Source organism: Phyllobacterium phragmitis (genome assembly GCF_002980495.1).
Lineage (GTDB): Bacteria > Pseudomonadota > Alphaproteobacteria > Rhizobiales > Rhizobiaceae > Paramesorhizobium > Paramesorhizobium phragmitis.
Genome location: NZ_PVBR01000032.1, coordinates 1 through 17,556 on the forward strand (window position 1 = coordinate 1; position 17,556 = coordinate 17,556).

Consider the following 17,556-nt stretch of genomic DNA (forward strand, 5'->3'; position numbering starts at 1 on the left):
GGCGCGAGGTCTTGCCGTCGATGGCGACGATGTCGGGATCATCCTCGCGCATCCCGTCGACCCAGTTGATGAAACAGTCCGAGAAGGTTTGCGCCGGTAAGGCGTTGATGACGTCGTTGAGTGTGTCGTGGGAGGGAATGCCCTGCTTGAAGGGGAGAAAGCGGCGCAGGAAATCCAGTTTCCGCCTGGCCCAGCGCTCGATTTCAACGAAATCGTCCGCCCCGGCCATCGTCGCGCACAGCACGCAAAGCAATATCTCGGCTAAAGGATACAACACCTTCCACGACTGGCGCGGGTCTTCAAGGGAGCCAAACTGATCGAGTAGTGCTTTGCCGGACATAGGAAACCTCCACAAATCGAGGTTCCCTATGAATCATAACAATTCCGCCGCTGGAAGCGCTGTTCTTCAAGCGATTGCCCTGTTTAACCGGTCCGCGCCGATTGACAGCTCAAGCCAAAATATGACAGCAGGGCCGGCTTCTTCTCAAAAAAACTGTGGCTTTTCCGGCACACAGAACGAGCTATTTTTAGTGCCTCCAACGCCGGTTCTTCGCCACGGTTTACCTCCTGACGCTTCCACTAGCATTTACCGCTCCCCGATTTTCGGCAACAAAACGCCCGCTAAGTCGTTGACTTAGCGGGCTTTAATTTGGTTGCGGGGGCTCGCAGCCACCGATGCCGACACTCGTTAGCCGTACCTGTGTGACTGATGGCAGGCTCAAGGCGGTTAGCGGTTAAAGGGGGCACACTCTCGACGAAGGCCGTTGCTGGCAGGCGGGATGATTCCACAGATCCTGAACCGCCACGTAAATGCTTGATCTTTCACTGAACTCCGCGTTGCATCTCCAATGCGGAGTTCGGGAAATGCAGTTCCGCCCGCAAGCCACCACTATCGCGGTTCTTCAGATGCAGTTCTCCCTCCATCCGTTGCAGCGCGAGATTCACGATGGCAAGGCCGAGCCCACTACCCATTTCCGTCTTGTTGCGCCCCCTGAAGAAGCGGTCGCGCACCTTGAGCAGCTCATTGTCCGGAATGCCCGGCCCGCAATCATCGATGACGACAGCGAGAAAACCCGGTTCGTGCCTCAACCGGCAGGCGACGGGCCGATCTGGTGGAGAGTGCAGCACCGCATTCTCCAGCAGATTCCGCGCCGCAAGCATGAACAGTGATCCGCTTACCGGGAGGGTAACTGAAAAAAGGGCGAACTCGACCGAGATGACGGCCGCTTGTGGATAGTGCTGTCTTATATCCTCTGCGAGCGTCTCCAGAGCTTTCCCGACATTGACGCGGCCCTCGTCCTGGATGACCTCGCCACTCTCGGCATTCGTGAGATCCGTAAGCTGCCGGATCAGCCGCGAGGTCCGGTCCACACCTACGGCGATTTGCCGAAGCGCGTTCTCGCGGATTCCGGCGTCCCCACTGGCGAGTGCTATCTGCGCCTGCGTTTTCAGTCCGGCTATTGGCGTTCGCAATTCATGGGCTGCGAAGGCGGTAAAATCCCGCTCGTGCTCCCGCGCCGCGTCGACCCGGGCAAACAGGCCATTCAGAGACCGGATCACCGGCCTGATCTCGGATGGGCCTCCATCCGCTGGCAACGGGCTCAGATCGGATGCCGGACGCGATGCCAACGCCCTTGCCATGGCATTCAATGGCGCAAGCCCTTTCCCGACACTGAGCCAGATCAGGCCGGCCAGAACGGGGAGGATGAGCAAGGCCGGCAGGGCGAGGCCGCGGATCACATCGGCGACGAGCCGGTCGCGGACGCGCATATTGTCGCCCACCATCACGCGCATGCCGAGGGCGGCATTTTCCACCACATAAACCCGCCAGGTTTCGCCGTTGATTGTCTTCTCCGAAAAGCCCGTGGTACTATCGGTCAACGGCAGAACCGGCGCGCTTTCCGAGCGCCCGACCAATGTGCCGTCGAGCGCCCAGATCTGGCAGGAGAGCTGTCGGTCGTACGGTGCGTAGTGCGCTGCAATCTCGGAAGGCGGCGGAACAGCCTTCTTGGAATCAATCTCCTGCCTGGTGAGCAGTGAGCTGACCATGCGCGCCGCCTCGCTAAGGCGTGCATCGAGCACGCGTTCAACTTGCGCCCTCGTGCTCAGATATATCCACGCAGTCGCTGATACCCAAACGATACCAGTGGTGATCATCAGGATTAGGAACAGGCGCGCACGGATCGAAGTCATGAAGCCGCTCCGTTGGTCAAGACCACGGCTCGTCTCCAAGCCGTTCGCCCGAACCTCATCCCCGACTACCGATACACTCATGATGCGCAATAACCTTTCTGCGGAGGAGAAGAAGGAGCCCACCTTAAGCCAGCCTTAAGGTCCGCCGCGTGGAACGCGCCCTGCCAGTACCTGCCTAGATAGCAGAAGGAGTAAGCGAATGCCTACATGCACACGCCGCAGCGCAATCTTCACATTTGGCGGAGCCGTCTTGAGCCTGCCGTTTCTGGGTCAGATTGCAATCGGCCAGGAGATTGAAGTCACGAAGGAGATGATCCTGAACGATCCGGAAGCCCCGGTCGGCGGGAATCCCAACGGCGACGTCACGATTGTAAATTTCACGGATTATAATTGCCCCTACTGCAAGAAAGTCGCTCCGATCCTTGCCCGCGTGATCAAAGAGGACGGCAAGATCCGGCAGGTCTATAAGGACTGGCCGGTGATACGCCCCACCTCGATCGAGGGCGCACAGCTTGCAATCGCCGCAAAATATCAGGGCAAGTACGAGGTCGCGCACGATGCTTTGATGAAGATACCTGGAAGCGGCATAAGCAAGGAGCAGATGCGCGCAGCACTGCAAGCCGCCGGTATCGACATGAAACGGCTCGACCGCGATATGGCCGCACATCGCGGAGATATCTTTGCACTGATCAAACGCAATATGGCGCAAGGCGACGCCCTCGGCCTGACCGGTACGCCGAGCTTCCTCATCGGCCCCTTCCGAGCCTCCACGCTCGACTATCAGGGTTTCAAGCAGGTGATTGCCGACGCACGCAAGGCGCAAGCGGAATCACGCTGAGGTCCAGGAAGGCGGCTCGTTTTGACCGACGTATAAGGGGCTTTAGCCTGACGTGGTCGAATCTGTTTCTTCAATGGACGACGATACGAGCGCCGGGCTTGACCCGCTCATACAGGTCGATGATGTCCTGATTTAAAAGGCGGATGCAGCCGGCGGATACGGCTTTTCCGATTGATGACGGATCGTTTGTGCCGTGCACGCGGTAATAGGTGTCTATGCCATCCTTGTGCATGTAAAGGGCGCGGGGGCCCATCGGATTGTGTGGCCCGCCATCAACACCATCCTTATTGGGCGCATACTGCGCTGGATTGCGCGCTATCATGCTGGGGGTGGGGATCCATCGAGGCCATTCAGCTTTCCTCGCGATGACGGCCTCCCCTCCATCGAAGGCGCGAGCAATCGGCCCGACGCCAACAGCGTAACGAATAGCCTTGCCCTCTGGAAGCACAAAATAGAGATACCGTGCCTTCTGGTCGACAATGATCGTTCCAGGTGGCTCCGCCGTCCGGTAGTCGACAATTTGGCGCACATGCTTCGGATTCAACTTGGAGGTATCGACTGCAGCAATCGGGAAGTTGTTGTCCGACATGGCGCGATACATCTGGGATGGCGGCTCATCGACCGGCTTGAACGCCAAAGGAGACTGATCGCGACGGATGATCGGCGAAGCCACCAGCGGGGTCGGCTTGCTACTGGTCTGCACGGTCGAACATGACGACAGAACAACGGCCGAGAGGAACGTAAGCGATACGCTCCGCGATAAATTCAAAAATGGCACTTTCACCCCCAAGTTGGTCAGCGATACTGACAACCCGGTTCGAACCTGATTCTTAAGCCTGCCTTAAGGCGCGCCGTTTCTGCTTGGGAATGCGCCACCATACGACATTATCCATGACGATGCCTTCAGCTCAGTTCGTCCTGGCATCGCCTCTCAACAGGATGGCGTTGTTCGTGGCGGCCAATCAAAAGTGCACACCGGCAATCAGACACGTGCAGACAATCCGGCTTGGGCTTGCTTCAGTCGAGGGCTTCGATCCCGGCGACAAGTGCCTCCCTCGAAATCTCTCCCATGTGCATTGACCGCAATGTGCCATCGCTTCCGATAAAAAGTGTTGCCGGCAAGCCTGGTGACGCATAATGCCGCCCAAACCTTCCAAGGGAATCGAGAACTACATGATCGAGCTCGAGCCGCTCGGTTGCAAGATATCGATTGATGACGTTTCGCCCTTCCCCCTGGTTGACGAAGATGAAGACGGCATCATTGTTGTTCACCGCGACATCCGCCATTATTGGCATTTCCCTGCGGCACGGTGGGCACCAGGTGGCCCAAAGATTGATAACTGCCGGCCGGCCTTCAAGGTTCGCTGGTCGGAACGGCTCACCCGTTAACATGACATAGTTGCCATCAACTGGCAGAGGGGGTGGCGGCACTCCTGCGGTTAGCTGGATGACCAGAACGGCCACGAAAGCCGCGACGGCGCTCGGCAGCGTAGTCCAAGGTATGAGACGCAGATGATGCCGGAAATGCAGACATGTATAGATGAACGCTAAGGCAATGCCGGCTTCGATCCGGAAGCCCCCCTGCCAAATTGCCAAAACGCGCCACGGCTCGTGCAGAAAGGTCACGGCATGTTCGAGAACATGACCCAAGCGTGCGCCAACGACAAACGTAATCGTGCCCCACCAAGCCCATGAGGCAAAGCGCGGGTCTACCTTTCGTGACAGCACCTCATTCAACAAAAGGAAGGCGCCGATCGCCAGAATGGCGGCAAATCGATCCGGCGCGAAAACGAAAGGCCCGATTATGACGGTGTTCATCTCAGCCCCCTGCCCGTGCGATCGACGCTTGCAGCGTCTGTATCGTCATATCGCCGACAAGACGTGTACCGCTGGGCTCCGTCCCTTTGGCGTCAAAAAAGATCATCGTCGGCGGACCGATGACGGCTAGGTCCCGCATCAGCCGCTGATTGGCGTCATCCAGCGTGGTGAGATCGACCTTCACACGCTGGAAGCCGCCCAGTCCTGCCTCGATTTCAGGAGCCGAAAGCACATCGCGATCGATTGTCCTGCAGGTGACACACCAGTCGGCGGTGAAATAGACGAGCGTGGGACGGCCATTGGCCATGGCAAGCTGCTCTTCAAGGTTTGCCGCCGATCTCGCTTCCGTAAAAGTGAAGGCCGCCGTGGCTTGCCGTTCCACGCCACCGCTGCCGAAGTGGGCAAGCGGGCGCAGCGGGTCGGTGCCTCCCGATGCAGCGCCGACGGCGAGGATCACGCCACCAAGCATGAGCGCCATCCCACCGGCCTTCCGAAAGCGAGAGGCCGCCGATGCATCTTCCGCCAGCCGATCGACGGCTCCGAGAAATACCGCAACAACGATGAACAGGACCGCCCAGAGGGCAACGGTAAGCTGCGGCGGCACGATCCGTGACGCCATCCAGATGGCCGCGCCGAGGAAGACGAACCCGAAAACATGCTTGACCTGCACCATCCACGCCCCGCCACGCGGCAGGGCGCGGCTTCCCAGCGAACCGAATGCGATGAGCGGAATTCCTTGTCCCAGCCCAAGCGCAAAGAGCGCCGAGGCACCCAGATAAACATCTCCGGTTTGGGCAATGTAGAGCAAGGCGGCGGCGAGTGGCGCGGTAACGCATGGCCCCACGATCAGCGCCGAGACGAAACCCATCCCGGCCACGCCCGCCACCGATCCGCGGCTGCCTGCCTGTACGCCGGCCATGCGGTTGACCCAGCCGGAAGGCAATTGCAGTTCGAACAGGCCGAACATGGAGGCGGCCAGCACGACGAAGAGAACGGCGACCGCGCCGACGGCATAGGGCGACTGCAGCACCATCTGAAGGTTCTGCCCCGACCACGCGGCAACAACGCCCAGCATTCCGAACGCCAGCGCCATAGCCAGCACATAGGCTGATGAAAGCACAAACCCCCGCCGCGGCGTCAGTGCTTCGCCTTGGCGGGCCAGCGTCGCGCTCAGGATCGGGTACATCGGCAAGACGCACGGCGTGAAGGCGAGCAGCAACCCGAAAACGAGGAAGCTCGCAATGACCCAGAGCGCCCCGCCACTCGCCAGCAGCGAACCGACCATTCCGCCGCCGCGCGAGTCATCGGCGAGTTGAAAGCCATTGCCCTCCATCTCGCTTGCCGATTTTTCCTGCGGTGCGACAGGCCCGAAGCCGACCACTGGATCAGAAACCTGCAAGGTTTCCGTGTTGAGAGTCCGCGTGAGCGGCGGGTAGCAGATCGAGTCCTTCTTGCATCCCTGATAGGTGATCGCAACCTGCTCTGGCGCCCCTGCTTCGAGCCGCGCCATGGCCTGTAAATAGTAGACCTCCGATGGTCCGAAGTTTGAGTCGTTGGACTCGACCACCCCTGGCTCCGTTTGCAGGGGGAGTCTCTGACCGGTGCCGGCGTCCCGCGCCTGAATATGATCACGGTAGAGGTAATATCCTTCCGCGATCACCCAGTGCAGCACGATCTCCTCGCCCTGCCCGCGCTCGACAGAAAAACGGAAAGCGTCTTCAGCTTTCAGGATGTCCGCCGGTTGAGCGGAAGCAGCTATGGGCAATATAATGAAAAGCAGGCTCGCCAGGAGCCGGAAGACTTTGATAAGAGACATGAACTCGCTCGAATGCTAGGCTGGATCAAGGGAAGGACGTGCGAGACACGCCAATGCGATATCTTTGGTCCAAGGCGGCGAGCAGGATATTTTTTCGCATTTAGCATCCATCGCGCATCTCCACTTCAAACTTCTCGCATGAACCGAACTGGCTTGGCTTAAGGCAGACTTAAGCGTTGATTCGCGGAGATAGTCACAGGCTGGGCACCTTCCTCGACATCGGCAAAACATTGCCCGCTGCGTGCTTTGCACCACCGAGATTTGGCAAGCTCCATACGAGAAGATCAGACCCGACCAGAGCTGTCCCCCTTAGATTTTGCGCATTGAGGAACATCGACCACTGGGCATACGGCCGATGTTTAGGGACGACTGCCGGCAAGCCGCAGACTGTTTAGCGATACCGACACAGAACTTGCCAGCATCGCGCAAGCCGCCATTACTGGCGAAAGAACTCCTGTCACCGCAAATGGTATTGCGATCGCATTGTAGACCAGCGCAAAACTGACATTCTGCGTGCCGATAGCCACCGTTCGACGGGCAAGCGCGATTGCTGCTATAATCTGCTCGACACCACCTTGGACGATGGCAACGTCTGCCGTTTCGGCAGCAGCACTATGAGCACCGGCAACTGAAATGCCGCAATCCGCAGCGGCGAGTGCCGGCGCGTCATTGATGCCATCACCGATGAACATCACCGGCCGTTCGGAACGGGTTATCAGCTCCGCTTTCTCCCCTGGGGTGCAACCATAATGAATTCGGCTTGCCGCCAGGCAGAGTTGCCTACCCAGCGCTAGCGCTGGGCCTTTGCTGTCGCCCGTTGCAATGAATACCGAAACGCCATCACGCTCGAGCGTTGCCAGCACTTCGGCCGATTTATCCTTCGGCCGGTCGGCGAGATCGAGCGTTCCGATAAGAACACCGTCGCGCTCTACGACCAATCGCGTCTTACCTGCATCCGAGGCGCTACCCATCACGGTTGTGACCCGCCCCATCGCGTCATAAGTCCGCGCACCGCGGGCGAGTCGCGTCCCTCCGGCTCCCTGCTCCGAGCCATGCCGCCGCACGATTGCCTTGGCCAGCGGGTGAAGAATACCGGTTTCGGCCGCCGCTGCCATTGCTATCACCTCGGCCTCGTTCCAGCCCGGCTCGGGCGTCACACTCGTGACCGTTGGCACGCCTTCGGTCAAGGTGCCTGTCTTGTCAAATATTGCGGTGCGCACGCGCGACAGCATTTCAAAGGCTGCGGGTTCACGGATACGGATGCCTTGCATCGCTGCCAAACCGGCCGCGCGTGCTTGCGCCAAGGGACCGGCGATAGAAAGAGCGCATGGGCATGCCCCGGCAAGCACAGCGAGCCCACGCAAAAGAGCATCCGGCCATGGAACACTCAAGAGCGGTTGCGAAACCGAGGTCACCAATGCAAGAGCCGGTATGGCCCAGGCGAGAAAACCGGCGACGTGGTCGGCTTTTGACGTGATGGTGCCGCGACGGGCGATCTCCAACGCGATGACGCCTCCCATACGATCAATGTCGCGATCGCCGTATAGGCGATCGACCGTGACGACCAGCCGCCGCTCCAAATTAATCGTCCCGGCCTCGACCCGCACGCCGGTCGACACCCGTACCGGTGTGGATTCGCCAGTAAGGGCCGAACGATCAATCGTGCTTGTGCCACTCGCAACAATGCCGTCCATACCGACGGGCGCGCCGGCATCGACAACAATGAGATCGCCAGGCATGATTTGCGAAAGCTCCCTCTCGCCGGTCGTTTCTCCCGCGAGAACTATGGCTGTATCGGGCGATGTTCGCTGAAGTGCAGTCAAGGTGTCGATGGCGTTCCGACGAATGGTAATGTCCAACAGCCGCCCAACGAGACGGAGCGTGACGAGCATGGTAGCGGTGTCGAAATAAACATCCGCCGTGCCGTTAATGAGCGTAGCCGCCGATGCGGCGAGAGCGCCGAAGGTGCCCATCGTGACGAGAAGGTCCATGCCGGGCGCACCTAGGCGAAGGGATTGGGAGGCCATCCAAAAGATGCCTCGCCCTGCCCACAGCACCGGCAATGCGAGGATACCGGCCGCGCAAGCGATCCACCATGCAGTCGTCACGTCCAGCACCGAGACGTAGAGCACGATCGACAGAGCCATCGACCACATCCCCGCCATCACAGCGATGGCAAGCCGTAACGAAAGACGCCGTAGGTCGCGTCCAAGGAAAACGGAGAGTTCTTCCGGGCGATGCCGATCGATGAGGCGATAGCCCGCCTTGGCCACCGCACTGCCAAGCGCGGCCGTGGATAGTTGCTTCTCGTCCCATTCCACCAGCGCCGATGCCGTGAGATGGTGCACGCCAACCGAGCGCACCCCGGGCAGCCGGCTCAGATACCGCTCCAGCCCTCGCGCGCAACCGCCGCAGGCTAGCCCATCGATTGCGAAGAGTCGGCGCATATCCGCGTTATTCCGGAGCGCCGACCGGCCTGTCAGGATCAGGGGTGCCTACGCCCAATAATGCACCGTTTAGGGTCTTCCCATAGTAGATCTCATCGCCATCATGGAAGAGTTGTCGTGTCTCCTCTATGGACTTATTGCCCTGACGGGGTTCCTTCGGGCGCTCGAAACTGTCAATATATGCCGCCACGTCCCAAGCCTCCTGATCGGTGAGCCAGCCGGGCTGGGATAGAGGCATGTTATTTTTGATGAAGGCGGCAGCTGTATCGATGCGCGCCATGCCGGCACCCCAATTGTAGGAATTCGGGCCCCATAATGGCGGGAAGACATAACGCCCGTTCATGTCCTTTTGGCCTTGCCCGTCTTTTCCATGGCAGACGGCGCAATTTGCAGCGAAAACTTGTGCTCCGCGTTCCGGCGTGTAGCCAAGTTCGGTCTTGGCGACCTTACCGAAACCAGCGCCTTTTACTTGTTCGTTCGTTGGGGTGCCGGTGGCAAGCCAGAAGAAATAGCTTTGCAGATCGCGGTAAATGTCGTCTCCCGCAGGCGGCGGCCCGCCCTTCGCAGAATGCTGGGCGTTCATTGAGTAGGTGAAGCAGCCCTTCACCCGATCTTCCATTGTGTTGATCTGTTTGTTTTTCGAACGGTACTTTGGATATTGTACCCAAGCCGCCCACATCGGAGCCGACAGGGGTTGCCGTCCTGCTCCCAGGTGACAGTTCGAGCAGGACAGACCATTCCCGACATATTGCGACGCATTGGTGGACGTATTCATGAAAATTGCCTGTCCGCGACGAACGGCTGCGCCGAATTGATCGTTCGGAATCTCGTCATCGCCCGGAGGCTGGAAAATTCCGTCAGTCGCTTGTCCCTCAACAACCTTCTGAGCCGCCTGGTCGATGAAGCCGCTTTCATACGCGAGTGCCGCAATGGCGATGACGACGAGAACTCCGCCCGCAGTGTGAATCCACCATCGCGCAAGGCCACCCTTCCGGGCGTTGGCTGGTTGATCTTCTGGGATTTCGGCGTGTTCCGTCATGGCCGGTCTCCAATTTTGGCAATTTGTTCGGCTTCCCCCGCCGGAACCGGCGGAAGCGAGGCGAGATAGTCTGCGACCGCACGGCGATCGGCATCGCTGAGTTGGCGCGAGATCCGTCCCATCAAATCGAGGGACGAGTTGTTGCGATGGCCTCCGGTCCAGGCTGCGAGTTGGTTGGCGGTGTATGCCGCCTGCTGGGCAGCTAGCGGCGGAAACTCCGGCGCAACGCCAAATCCCGACGGGCCATGACATGAGAAGCAGGCCGGAACATTGCGGCTCCAATCGCCATGAAGGGCAAGCTCCTCGCCCCGAGCCAAGTTTCCGCCGAGTTCAGGCTTCGCGTTCGATGGCACGCGAAGCCTGGCATAATACTCGGCAACCTCGCGTTTTTCGGCATTGGAGAGCGTAGAGACGACGATGCGCATGGATTCATTGACACGACGGCCTTCGATGAAATCGTCAAACTGCTTGACGATGTAGTCGGCGGGCAGACCGGCGAGACGAGGGGTATTTTCCTTGCCTTGCCCAAGATCACCATGACAGCTCGCGCATGCCCACTGCTCGCCGCGGCCCGTGAAAATCAAGGAAGAGGCTTCAGGCGTCAGGGAAGCTGCAATTGCGGAAACGAAAGGAGGCTGCGCCCCGACCGCAGCGCCGGTCGAGGCAGCAATCTCTGCCCCGCCCTTAAAGCCGCCGCTATGGGCAACGCGCTCGCGCAGCGCCGCTACGCTCAAAGGATCGAGGGTATCGGAGGCGCCCCCAAATCGATGAGAAACATATGTTGCAAGTTCGCCGATTTCACCGTCCGTCAGCACGCTCGCAAAGCTCGGCATGTGACCGTTGAAGATATGATCGCCCACGCGGATCGGTCCGTCGATGCCGCGCAGCAGGATCGTCGCGATCAGTTCCGGCCCTTGGGCTACAAAGGTGGATCCGGCGAGAGGCGGGATCGCACCGCGCACACCCAAACCGTCCGCCTGATGGCAGGTCGCGCAGCGAGCGGCGAATAGCGTGGAGCCCGGCTCGCTGGACTCGTCCTTTTCCATGCGGCTCGCAACCGTCCTTTCAACCTCGGCGAGCGCGATATCGTGGCGCGTGTCGATGAGAGTGGCGGCTCCCCAAATTCCCAGGCCAACGGCAAAGGCGATCAGTGGCCATGGCATCTTGCCATGCTGTTCGTAGGGCTCGAAATTTTCATCCGGCCGACTTGGATCGACAGTTTCTAGGTTGTTCTCTGGAGTCAATTTGTGCCCTCCGGTCGAGCGTAACCATCGTCCCGAAGTGCTCCCGCAGGCGCCGGATAGGTGCGGTCGAGCGAAAGCAGGTAGGCAACGAGATCAAGCGCTACTTGCCTGGCGACGACAACACCGGCGTCGGGGGCGAATGACGAGGGAAGCGAGACGACAACATCTCCTGGTGCAGCCGCGCTCTTTTCCTCGAAGAGGAAAGGATAGGCGGGCATGATACTCCACTCGAAGATGGCGCGTGGCTGATAGAGATGAGTCAAATGCCAGTCGCGGGATGGCAGACGCGCCCCGACATTCAGAAGATCTGGCCCGGTGCGCATCGTGCCGAGTTGATGGGGCGCATCGTAGACATAGTCTGCCGCGATTGCAGGGCGGCCCCAGCCACGCACGCTGTCAGGAGCCTGATCGGGTGATCGCGGTTGCTGGCTGTGACAATAGACACAGCCTAGAGAAACGTAGACTTCACGCCCCCGAAGTTCCCGCTCGGTGTAGGGCTTCAAACCCGGAGGAGCATCATGGCGGCTGATCTGAATCCCCGGCGCGATCACCAGCAGAAGCGTTGCGAAAGCGAGAATTGCCAGCGCCAAGATGGAGAGAGGAAGATACCGGTTCATTCTGCAGGCACCGTCTGGACAGTCGCCGATGTCCGGCGAGGAAGGAGAATAGCCGCCACATTGAAAGCGAAGAGGAGGTGCCCGATCGTCATCAAGCTGCCGCCTACGCTCCGCGCCTCGAGATAGGGGATGGTGACAAGCACACTGTCGGAGAATGGTCGCGTTGCATCGAGCATCGCGAGGCCCTGCAGAACGCCGCCGATCGAAAGACCAAAGAAATAGATTGCGAACCCAATGACGATGAACCAGAAATGCGCGTTGATGAGCGCAGGCCACGGGAAAGCCCGTCCGGTCATACGCGGCAGCATGTGGTAGGCGGCGCCGAACATGATAATCGTGACGAAGGCATAGGCGCCGAGATGTGCGTGTCCGACCGTGTAGTGCGTGAAATGCGTGACCGTATTGACCGAACGGAGCGCCTCGATCGAGCCCTGGAACGACGCCAGCGTGTACATGACCGCGCCGAAGGAAATGAAGCGCAACGGCAGTGATTCCCTCAGTGCCCAGAGATTGCGGGCGACGGTGATGTGCTGGTTGATGGCCACGGCGATAACCGGAATGAACATCATCACCGAATGGACGACGGAAAGGGTCACAACCCAGGTGGGCACCGGCCCTCCGATCAGATGATGGATACCCACCTGGCTATAGAAGAGCGCTAGGCCCCAGAATCCGAGCAGTGACACGGAATAGGAATAGATCGGTTTTCCGATGATCTTCGGGATGAAATAGTAAGCCGTCCCAACGCCTATCGGCGTCAGCCAGAGCCCCAGAACATTATGCGCGAACCACCAGTTGACGGTGGCTTCCTCGACGCCGGAATGGATGAAGGGGATGTTGGCAATGACGAAAAGGCAGGGAAACCACAGAATGCCAGCCAGGAAGTACCAGCCCGAGACATAGATGTGGCGAACTTCCCGGGCTCGCGTCGTCTTGATGAGCGGGATCACGAAGAACATGCCGGCCAGCGCCAGAAGCATGTCTAACTGCCAGGGGATTTCGAGCCATTCTTCGCCATCCGTCCATCCATTGGCGATGGCGAGCGCGCCAAGCGCAACAGCAATGTTCCAGAGAACCGCGCCGAAGATCGGCAGTCGCGGGGCACGCAACGGCGTATGGAAAATGCGCGGCAGGATCCAAAACATTGAAGCAATGCCGACCTGCGACAGCCAGCCATAGATGACGAGATTGAGATGAAGGGTGCGGACGCGCCCGAAGGTAAGCGGCGCGGAAGCGGAAAGCCAATCCGGCCAGTGCAACTTTAGGGAGGCGATGAGCCCAAAGACGGAACCGATTAAGAGCCAGACGGTGGCAGCGACAAGCAGCACCTTCACAGGCGTGGCGGAGATACGATCGATACCAGTGTTGGCTGTGTCGAACGAGTGCCGCTTCGCAAAAGAGCGTCCTGCATCGGGGCTATCGAGATGACCCTCCTCGCCAGGGGCGAAAATGACCTTAGCGTCTTGCTGGTCGAGTTTGATCTGGTGGTTGCTGATCGCCCAGATGAGAAAGCCGAGTGCAAGCAATGAGACTAAGAAGCTCAACGCTAATAATAGCCCCGCCGTCATCATGCGCAGTCCCTCCCTTGCCCGGCCTGCTCTTGCGGCAGGCGCACAGGATCGTGCGCTGGAAGGCCAAACTTAAGGCAACCTTAAGAAGCTAGTTCTGCTGTGAAAAAGGCTTAGAGCTGATCACAAAAGCTCAACAAGAACTTGAGGTGGGATGCATGATTCCATCTGATTTGCATCCTATCCTAGTATCGTGCATCCTTCGGTTTTTTGACGTTCGGCCAGTCATTCACTTTTCCTTCAAAATTGGGGCGTGGCATATGGGTGAAATATTTCGCTACGTCGACGGCGTCCTGATCGGAGAGAACCCCGCCTGCCCCGAGCGGCGGCGTAAGATTCATCGCTGGCGGCATGGCGTATTTGATGAACTGCGCCGCCTTGTAGGTTCTGGCCATGCCAGCGCCGATGTTGAATGATTCGTCGCCCCAGAGCGGCGGGAAGATATAGTCGCCCGACTGGTCCTTCATACCTTGACCATCGGCGCCATGGCAGAACGCACACTGAGCTGCGTAGATTGCCTTTCCCCGCTCGGGATCGGGAATCAAGCTTTCGTCGATCGACCGGACGTTGCGGATCGCCACTTTGGTACCTTTCGCCACGCCCTGTCTCAGCCAATCCATATAGGCAACCATCGCCTGCATTTCGGCGCTTTCTCTTGCCAGAGGCTTGCCGTTCATCGAGCGCTGAAAGCAGCCATTGATCCGCATAACGAGATCGACCTCCCGCCCAGCGCGGGGCATCACCGCAGGATAGAAGTTGCTGGTGTTGATGTACGGATTTGCGTCAGGGAGTTTACCCTGGGCCATATGGCAAGAGTTGCAATTAAGGCCGTTGCCAACATTGGCGGCCAGCAGGCGCGCGGTCTCATTGAGGAGACGCTTGCCCTGGAGGATCGACTGAGCGTTTTCCTCCTGCAGGATTTCGGCATCTGCGGGAATGCGATAGGTGCCGACTTGCTCTTTGTCTTTGCCAAGCACTGCGAACCTATCCTGTGCGGATGCGTCGAGTGTCGGTTCTGCCATGAGGACATATATACCCGTCGCTCCCATGAGCGCCAGAACAGCAACGATGGCGAGAAGAAACTTACTCTTTGTCATGCTGATCTCCCGGCACGTAATGCTTGGGTTTACGCGCGATCTCGTGACGCATCCGCGAGATATCTTTGTCGGTGATCTTGCTGCCGTGATTTCCCCAGCCATTGCGGATGAAGTTGAGGATGTCAGCAATCTCGCGGTTTGTCAGATGAGCAAACCCGGGCATTGTGAAAGCCATGGCATCATGCGGCGTTTTCGGCATGCGTCCCCCTGCGAGCGTGACCTGGATGAGGGAACTCGGATCGTCGGAGAAGACCATCGAGTTGCCCGCAAGTGCCGGATAAATCCGCAGCGCCCCTTTACCGTCCATCCGATGACAGATTGCGCAGTGCTCGACATAGGATGCTGCGCCCGGGGCCTCGAAATTTCCGGTTTTTAGCGCCACGGTCGTAACATCCTGCTTCGGCTTCCAATTCGGCTTGCGGTCGTCGCGAGGAGTGAGGGATTTCAGATAGACGGCGATCGCTGTCAGGTCCTTCACTGAGAGATGCTGTGTCGAGTGCTCGATGACATCAGACATCGAGCCGAAGGCCGCCGTCTTGTCATTACGCCCAGTACGCAGGAACTCGATGATCTCGTTGGTTGTCCATGTAGACAAGCCGGTGTCTTCATTGCGTAGATTCTTGGCGTACCACCCCTCCAATACGGACCCGGAAAGAAAATAGCTGTTCGGGCCGTCAACCAACGCAGTTTCCTCGAAAGCGAGACCGCGCGGCGTGTGGCAAGCACCGCAGTGAGCAAGGCCTTCGACGAGATAGGCACCATGCAGGATCTGCGGGTCGGCACTGTCGTTTGCAAACTGCCGGGGCTGCGCGAACAGAAGCTGCCACCAGGCAATCGGCCAACGCATGCTGAGGGGCCACGGCATAGTGGTCGGCTGGTTGTCTTGTTGAACGGCGTCTACACCCGACATGAAATAGGCGTATAGCCCCTTCATATCGTCGTCGGTGATAATTGCATAGGATACGTAGGGCATCGCCGGATAGAGGTGAGTGCCATCGCGTCTTATGCCCTTCCGCACAGCCCGTTCGAAATCGCCGTAGCTATAAGCACCGATTCCCGTCGAGCGATCAGGCGTGATGTTCGTGGAATAGATGGTGCCCATTGGCGTCTGCATGCCGAGGCCGCCAGCGAAAGGCTTACCACCGGGTGCCGTATGACAGGCAATACAATCCCCTGCCCGCGCTAGATACTCACCTTGACGGATGAGATTGGGATCACTGACATCGACCTGCGTCTCTGATTTCGGCTTGAACCAATAAGGCGTAGACATCGCAATCGCGTAAGAAGATCCCAGTCCGCAGATCGCGAGCAATGCAAGCTTACTTAATGGTCGCATGGCATAACCAATTTGTTTCGATAATTATCCTAGTATCTCGAATCCCTCCCTATCACTTTGATTTCAATCAACATCGCCGGCCCATGTTCTTTCGATATGGCTTGCGGTGCAGTTATCGGAAGGGGCGCAGACGCCGAATAAGATCGCTCGCACGAAACGCCCTCACGGAGCGTGTATCCCGATACTCGCGGCCGCTGGCCAAATGAACCACAAAAAGAGTCGGTGGCCCGTCGGCATGCAAATATCGGAGAAGTTCGTGGCTGTATTGATCCATCCGGGTCACGTCGACTTTGATCAGCGGGATCCGCTCCATAGCGCGCCGCACGCCAGGATCCGGCAGGATTTCATTATCGATCGTCTCACAGAAGGCGCACCATTCCGCCCCGATGTCGACGAGTGCAGCTTCGTAATGTGGTGAAAGCCTCGTCAGGGCGCTTTGGTAATCGGCTAGCGTCATCGCAGTTAACGTCACAGCATCGGCTCTTACAGATACGCACGTAGCGGCTGCAGTCGTCAGTCCCGCGATCAGGAACTGGCGCCTCGTCACGGAAATCGCTCTGTGGCGGCGAGGTTCAGCGGTCCCAGCCTGCTCTGAGCAGGAAACAATCGCGGTCATCATCGATATAGGAAATTGCATGCTTGGCTCCCCTTTGCTGCATCGCATCGGCGCGAGCTAGCCTTAAGGCTGACTTAAGGTGCCAATGGCATTTCGGCCTTCTGAACCCGGAACCCTGTAAGAGGGCTGAGAGGAAAATTGAGTACCAAGGTCATTTCGAAGCCAATTGCCCGGCGCGCGTTTATCGTCGGGGCGAGCGCCCTGACCCTGTGTGGCTGTGTTTCGGCGCGCGAGCCGATCGGTAGGGTGACACCTGTAGCTGAGGTCAAACCGAAACCGGTGGTTCCGCTGATGTATGCAGCTCTACCAAACGAGCAATTCCCCATCCCGGCGGTGGATATTTCGCAGGTCGATGAGAAATGGTGGCGGACAGAGGTGGATTACCCGACCGATGAAAAAGCTGGTACGGTGATCGTCGACACCCCAAACCGCTATCTCTATCACATCCAGTCGGGCGGAAGGGCTGTGCGCTACGGCGTTGGCGTGGGGCGCGACGGCTTTTCATGGGCTGGCCGGGGGCATATCGCCTACAAGCGGAAATGGCCACGCTGGAATCCTCCCGACGAGATGGTTGCTCGTCAGCCTGAGCTCGAGCCCTACAGCATCGCCAATGGCGGAATGCCTCCGGGGCTCAACAACCCACTCGGGTCCCATGCATTGTATATTCACCAAGGGAATCGAGACACGATCTACCGTATTCATGGCTCGCCTGAATTCCGGACCATTGGGAAGGCCGTTTCCTCGGGGTGCATTCGCATGCTCAACCAGGACGTCATTCATCTCGCCGACAATGTCCAGGACGGCAGCACGATCGTCGTTATCCCCGATCCGGCGATGCAACATCTCATGGTGGGATGAGTCAGTTTGCCGCATCCAATGTATGAACGGATGCACTGGGTTTCCGCTCAACCCTGATAGTTGCTATGC

General features: G+C 58.7%; 15 protein-coding genes. 2 read left to right on the forward strand and 13 right to left on the reverse strand.

Annotated elements, in window-relative coordinates; genetic code table 11:
* Nucleotides 1-340 (reverse strand): ISAs1 family transposase (locus C5748_RS25185; protein WP_146119622.1); only part of this gene is annotated, 340 nt, incomplete at its 3' end.
* A gap of 482 nt (nt 341-822) precedes the next feature.
* Nucleotides 823-2,193, reverse strand: coding sequence for an ATP-binding protein (locus tag C5748_RS25190; protein ID WP_105745492.1), 1,371 nt, complete (start codon nt 2,191-2,193; stop codon nt 823-825).
* A gap of 199 nt (nt 2,194-2,392) precedes the next feature.
* Here C5748_RS25190 and C5748_RS25195 point away from each other — a divergent pair, with 199 nt between their 5' ends.
* The gene (locus C5748_RS25195; protein ID WP_105745494.1) at nt 2,393-3,031 is read left to right on the forward strand and encodes a DsbA family protein; all 639 of its coding nucleotides are present in this window, start codon (nt 2,393-2,395) and stop codon (nt 3,029-3,031) included.
* A gap of 70 nt (nt 3,032-3,101) precedes the next feature.
* Here the strand turns inward: C5748_RS25195 and C5748_RS25200 are convergent, their stop codons facing one another.
* From C5748_RS25200 to C5748_RS25250, 11 genes are all read right to left on the reverse strand, one after another.
* Nucleotides 3,102-3,842: a L,D-transpeptidase gene (locus tag C5748_RS25200; RefSeq protein WP_245581968.1), complete on the reverse strand. Its 741-nt coding sequence runs from the start codon at nt 3,840-3,842 to the stop codon at nt 3,102-3,104.
* A gap of 206 nt (nt 3,843-4,048) precedes the next feature.
* Nucleotides 4,049-4,849, reverse strand: a complete 801-nt coding sequence (locus C5748_RS25205; RefSeq protein ID WP_105745496.1) for a TlpA disulfide reductase family protein — start codon at nt 4,847-4,849, stop codon at nt 4,049-4,051.
* A 1-nt stretch (nt 4,850) separates the two neighbouring features.
* Nucleotides 4,851-6,665: a protein-disulfide reductase DsbD gene (gene dsbD, locus C5748_RS25210; RefSeq protein ID WP_105745498.1), complete on the reverse strand. Its 1,815-nt coding sequence runs from the start codon at nt 6,663-6,665 to the stop codon at nt 4,851-4,853.
* 359 nt (nt 6,666-7,024) lie between these two features.
* Nucleotides 7,025-9,112: a heavy metal translocating P-type ATPase gene (locus C5748_RS25215; RefSeq protein WP_105745500.1), complete on the reverse strand. Its 2,088-nt coding sequence runs from the start codon at nt 9,110-9,112 to the stop codon at nt 7,025-7,027.
* Nucleotides 9,113-9,119: 7 nt separating this feature from the next.
* The gene (locus tag C5748_RS25220; RefSeq protein ID WP_105745502.1) at nt 9,120-10,151 is read right to left on the reverse strand and encodes a c-type cytochrome; all 1,032 of its coding nucleotides are present in this window, start codon (nt 10,149-10,151) and stop codon (nt 9,120-9,122) included.
* A complete protein-coding gene (locus C5748_RS25225) occupies nt 10,148-11,395 on the reverse strand; it encodes a c-type cytochrome (RefSeq protein WP_146119623.1) in 1,248 nt (415 codons plus the stop codon). Before C5748_RS25225 ends, C5748_RS25220 begins: the two co-directional genes overlap by 4 nt.
* Complete coding sequence (locus C5748_RS25230) at nt 11,392-12,012, reverse strand: cbb3-type cytochrome c oxidase subunit II (protein WP_105745506.1); 621 nt, start codon at nt 12,010-12,012, stop codon at nt 11,392-11,394. Before C5748_RS25230 ends, C5748_RS25225 begins: the two co-directional genes overlap by 4 nt.
* Nucleotides 12,009-13,583 carry a cbb3-type cytochrome c oxidase subunit I gene (locus C5748_RS25235; RefSeq protein WP_199194900.1) on the reverse strand — a complete coding sequence of 525 codons (1,575 nt, stop codon included), beginning with the start codon at nt 13,581-13,583 and terminating at the stop codon, nt 12,009-12,011. Before C5748_RS25235 ends, C5748_RS25230 begins: the two co-directional genes overlap by 4 nt.
* A gap of 182 nt (nt 13,584-13,765) precedes the next feature.
* Nucleotides 13,766-14,557, reverse strand: coding sequence for a c-type cytochrome (locus C5748_RS25240; protein WP_245581969.1), 792 nt, complete (start codon nt 14,555-14,557; stop codon nt 13,766-13,768).
* A gap of 106 nt (nt 14,558-14,663) precedes the next feature.
* Nucleotides 14,664-15,947 (reverse strand): cytochrome c, encoded by a 1,284-nt coding sequence (locus tag C5748_RS25245; protein WP_245581970.1) that lies wholly within the window; start codon nt 15,945-15,947, stop codon nt 14,664-14,666.
* 178 nt (nt 15,948-16,125) lie between these two features.
* Complete coding sequence (locus C5748_RS25250) at nt 16,126-16,650, reverse strand: thioredoxin domain-containing protein (RefSeq protein ID WP_105745512.1); 525 nt, start codon at nt 16,648-16,650, stop codon at nt 16,126-16,128.
* A gap of 117 nt (nt 16,651-16,767) precedes the next feature.
* On the opposite strand from C5748_RS25250, the gene C5748_RS25255 reads away from it, so the two are divergent.
* A complete protein-coding gene (locus C5748_RS25255) occupies nt 16,768-17,487 on the forward strand; it encodes a L,D-transpeptidase (protein WP_245581971.1) in 720 nt (239 codons plus the stop codon).
* The last annotated feature ends 69 nt before the right edge of the window (nt 17,488-17,556 follow it).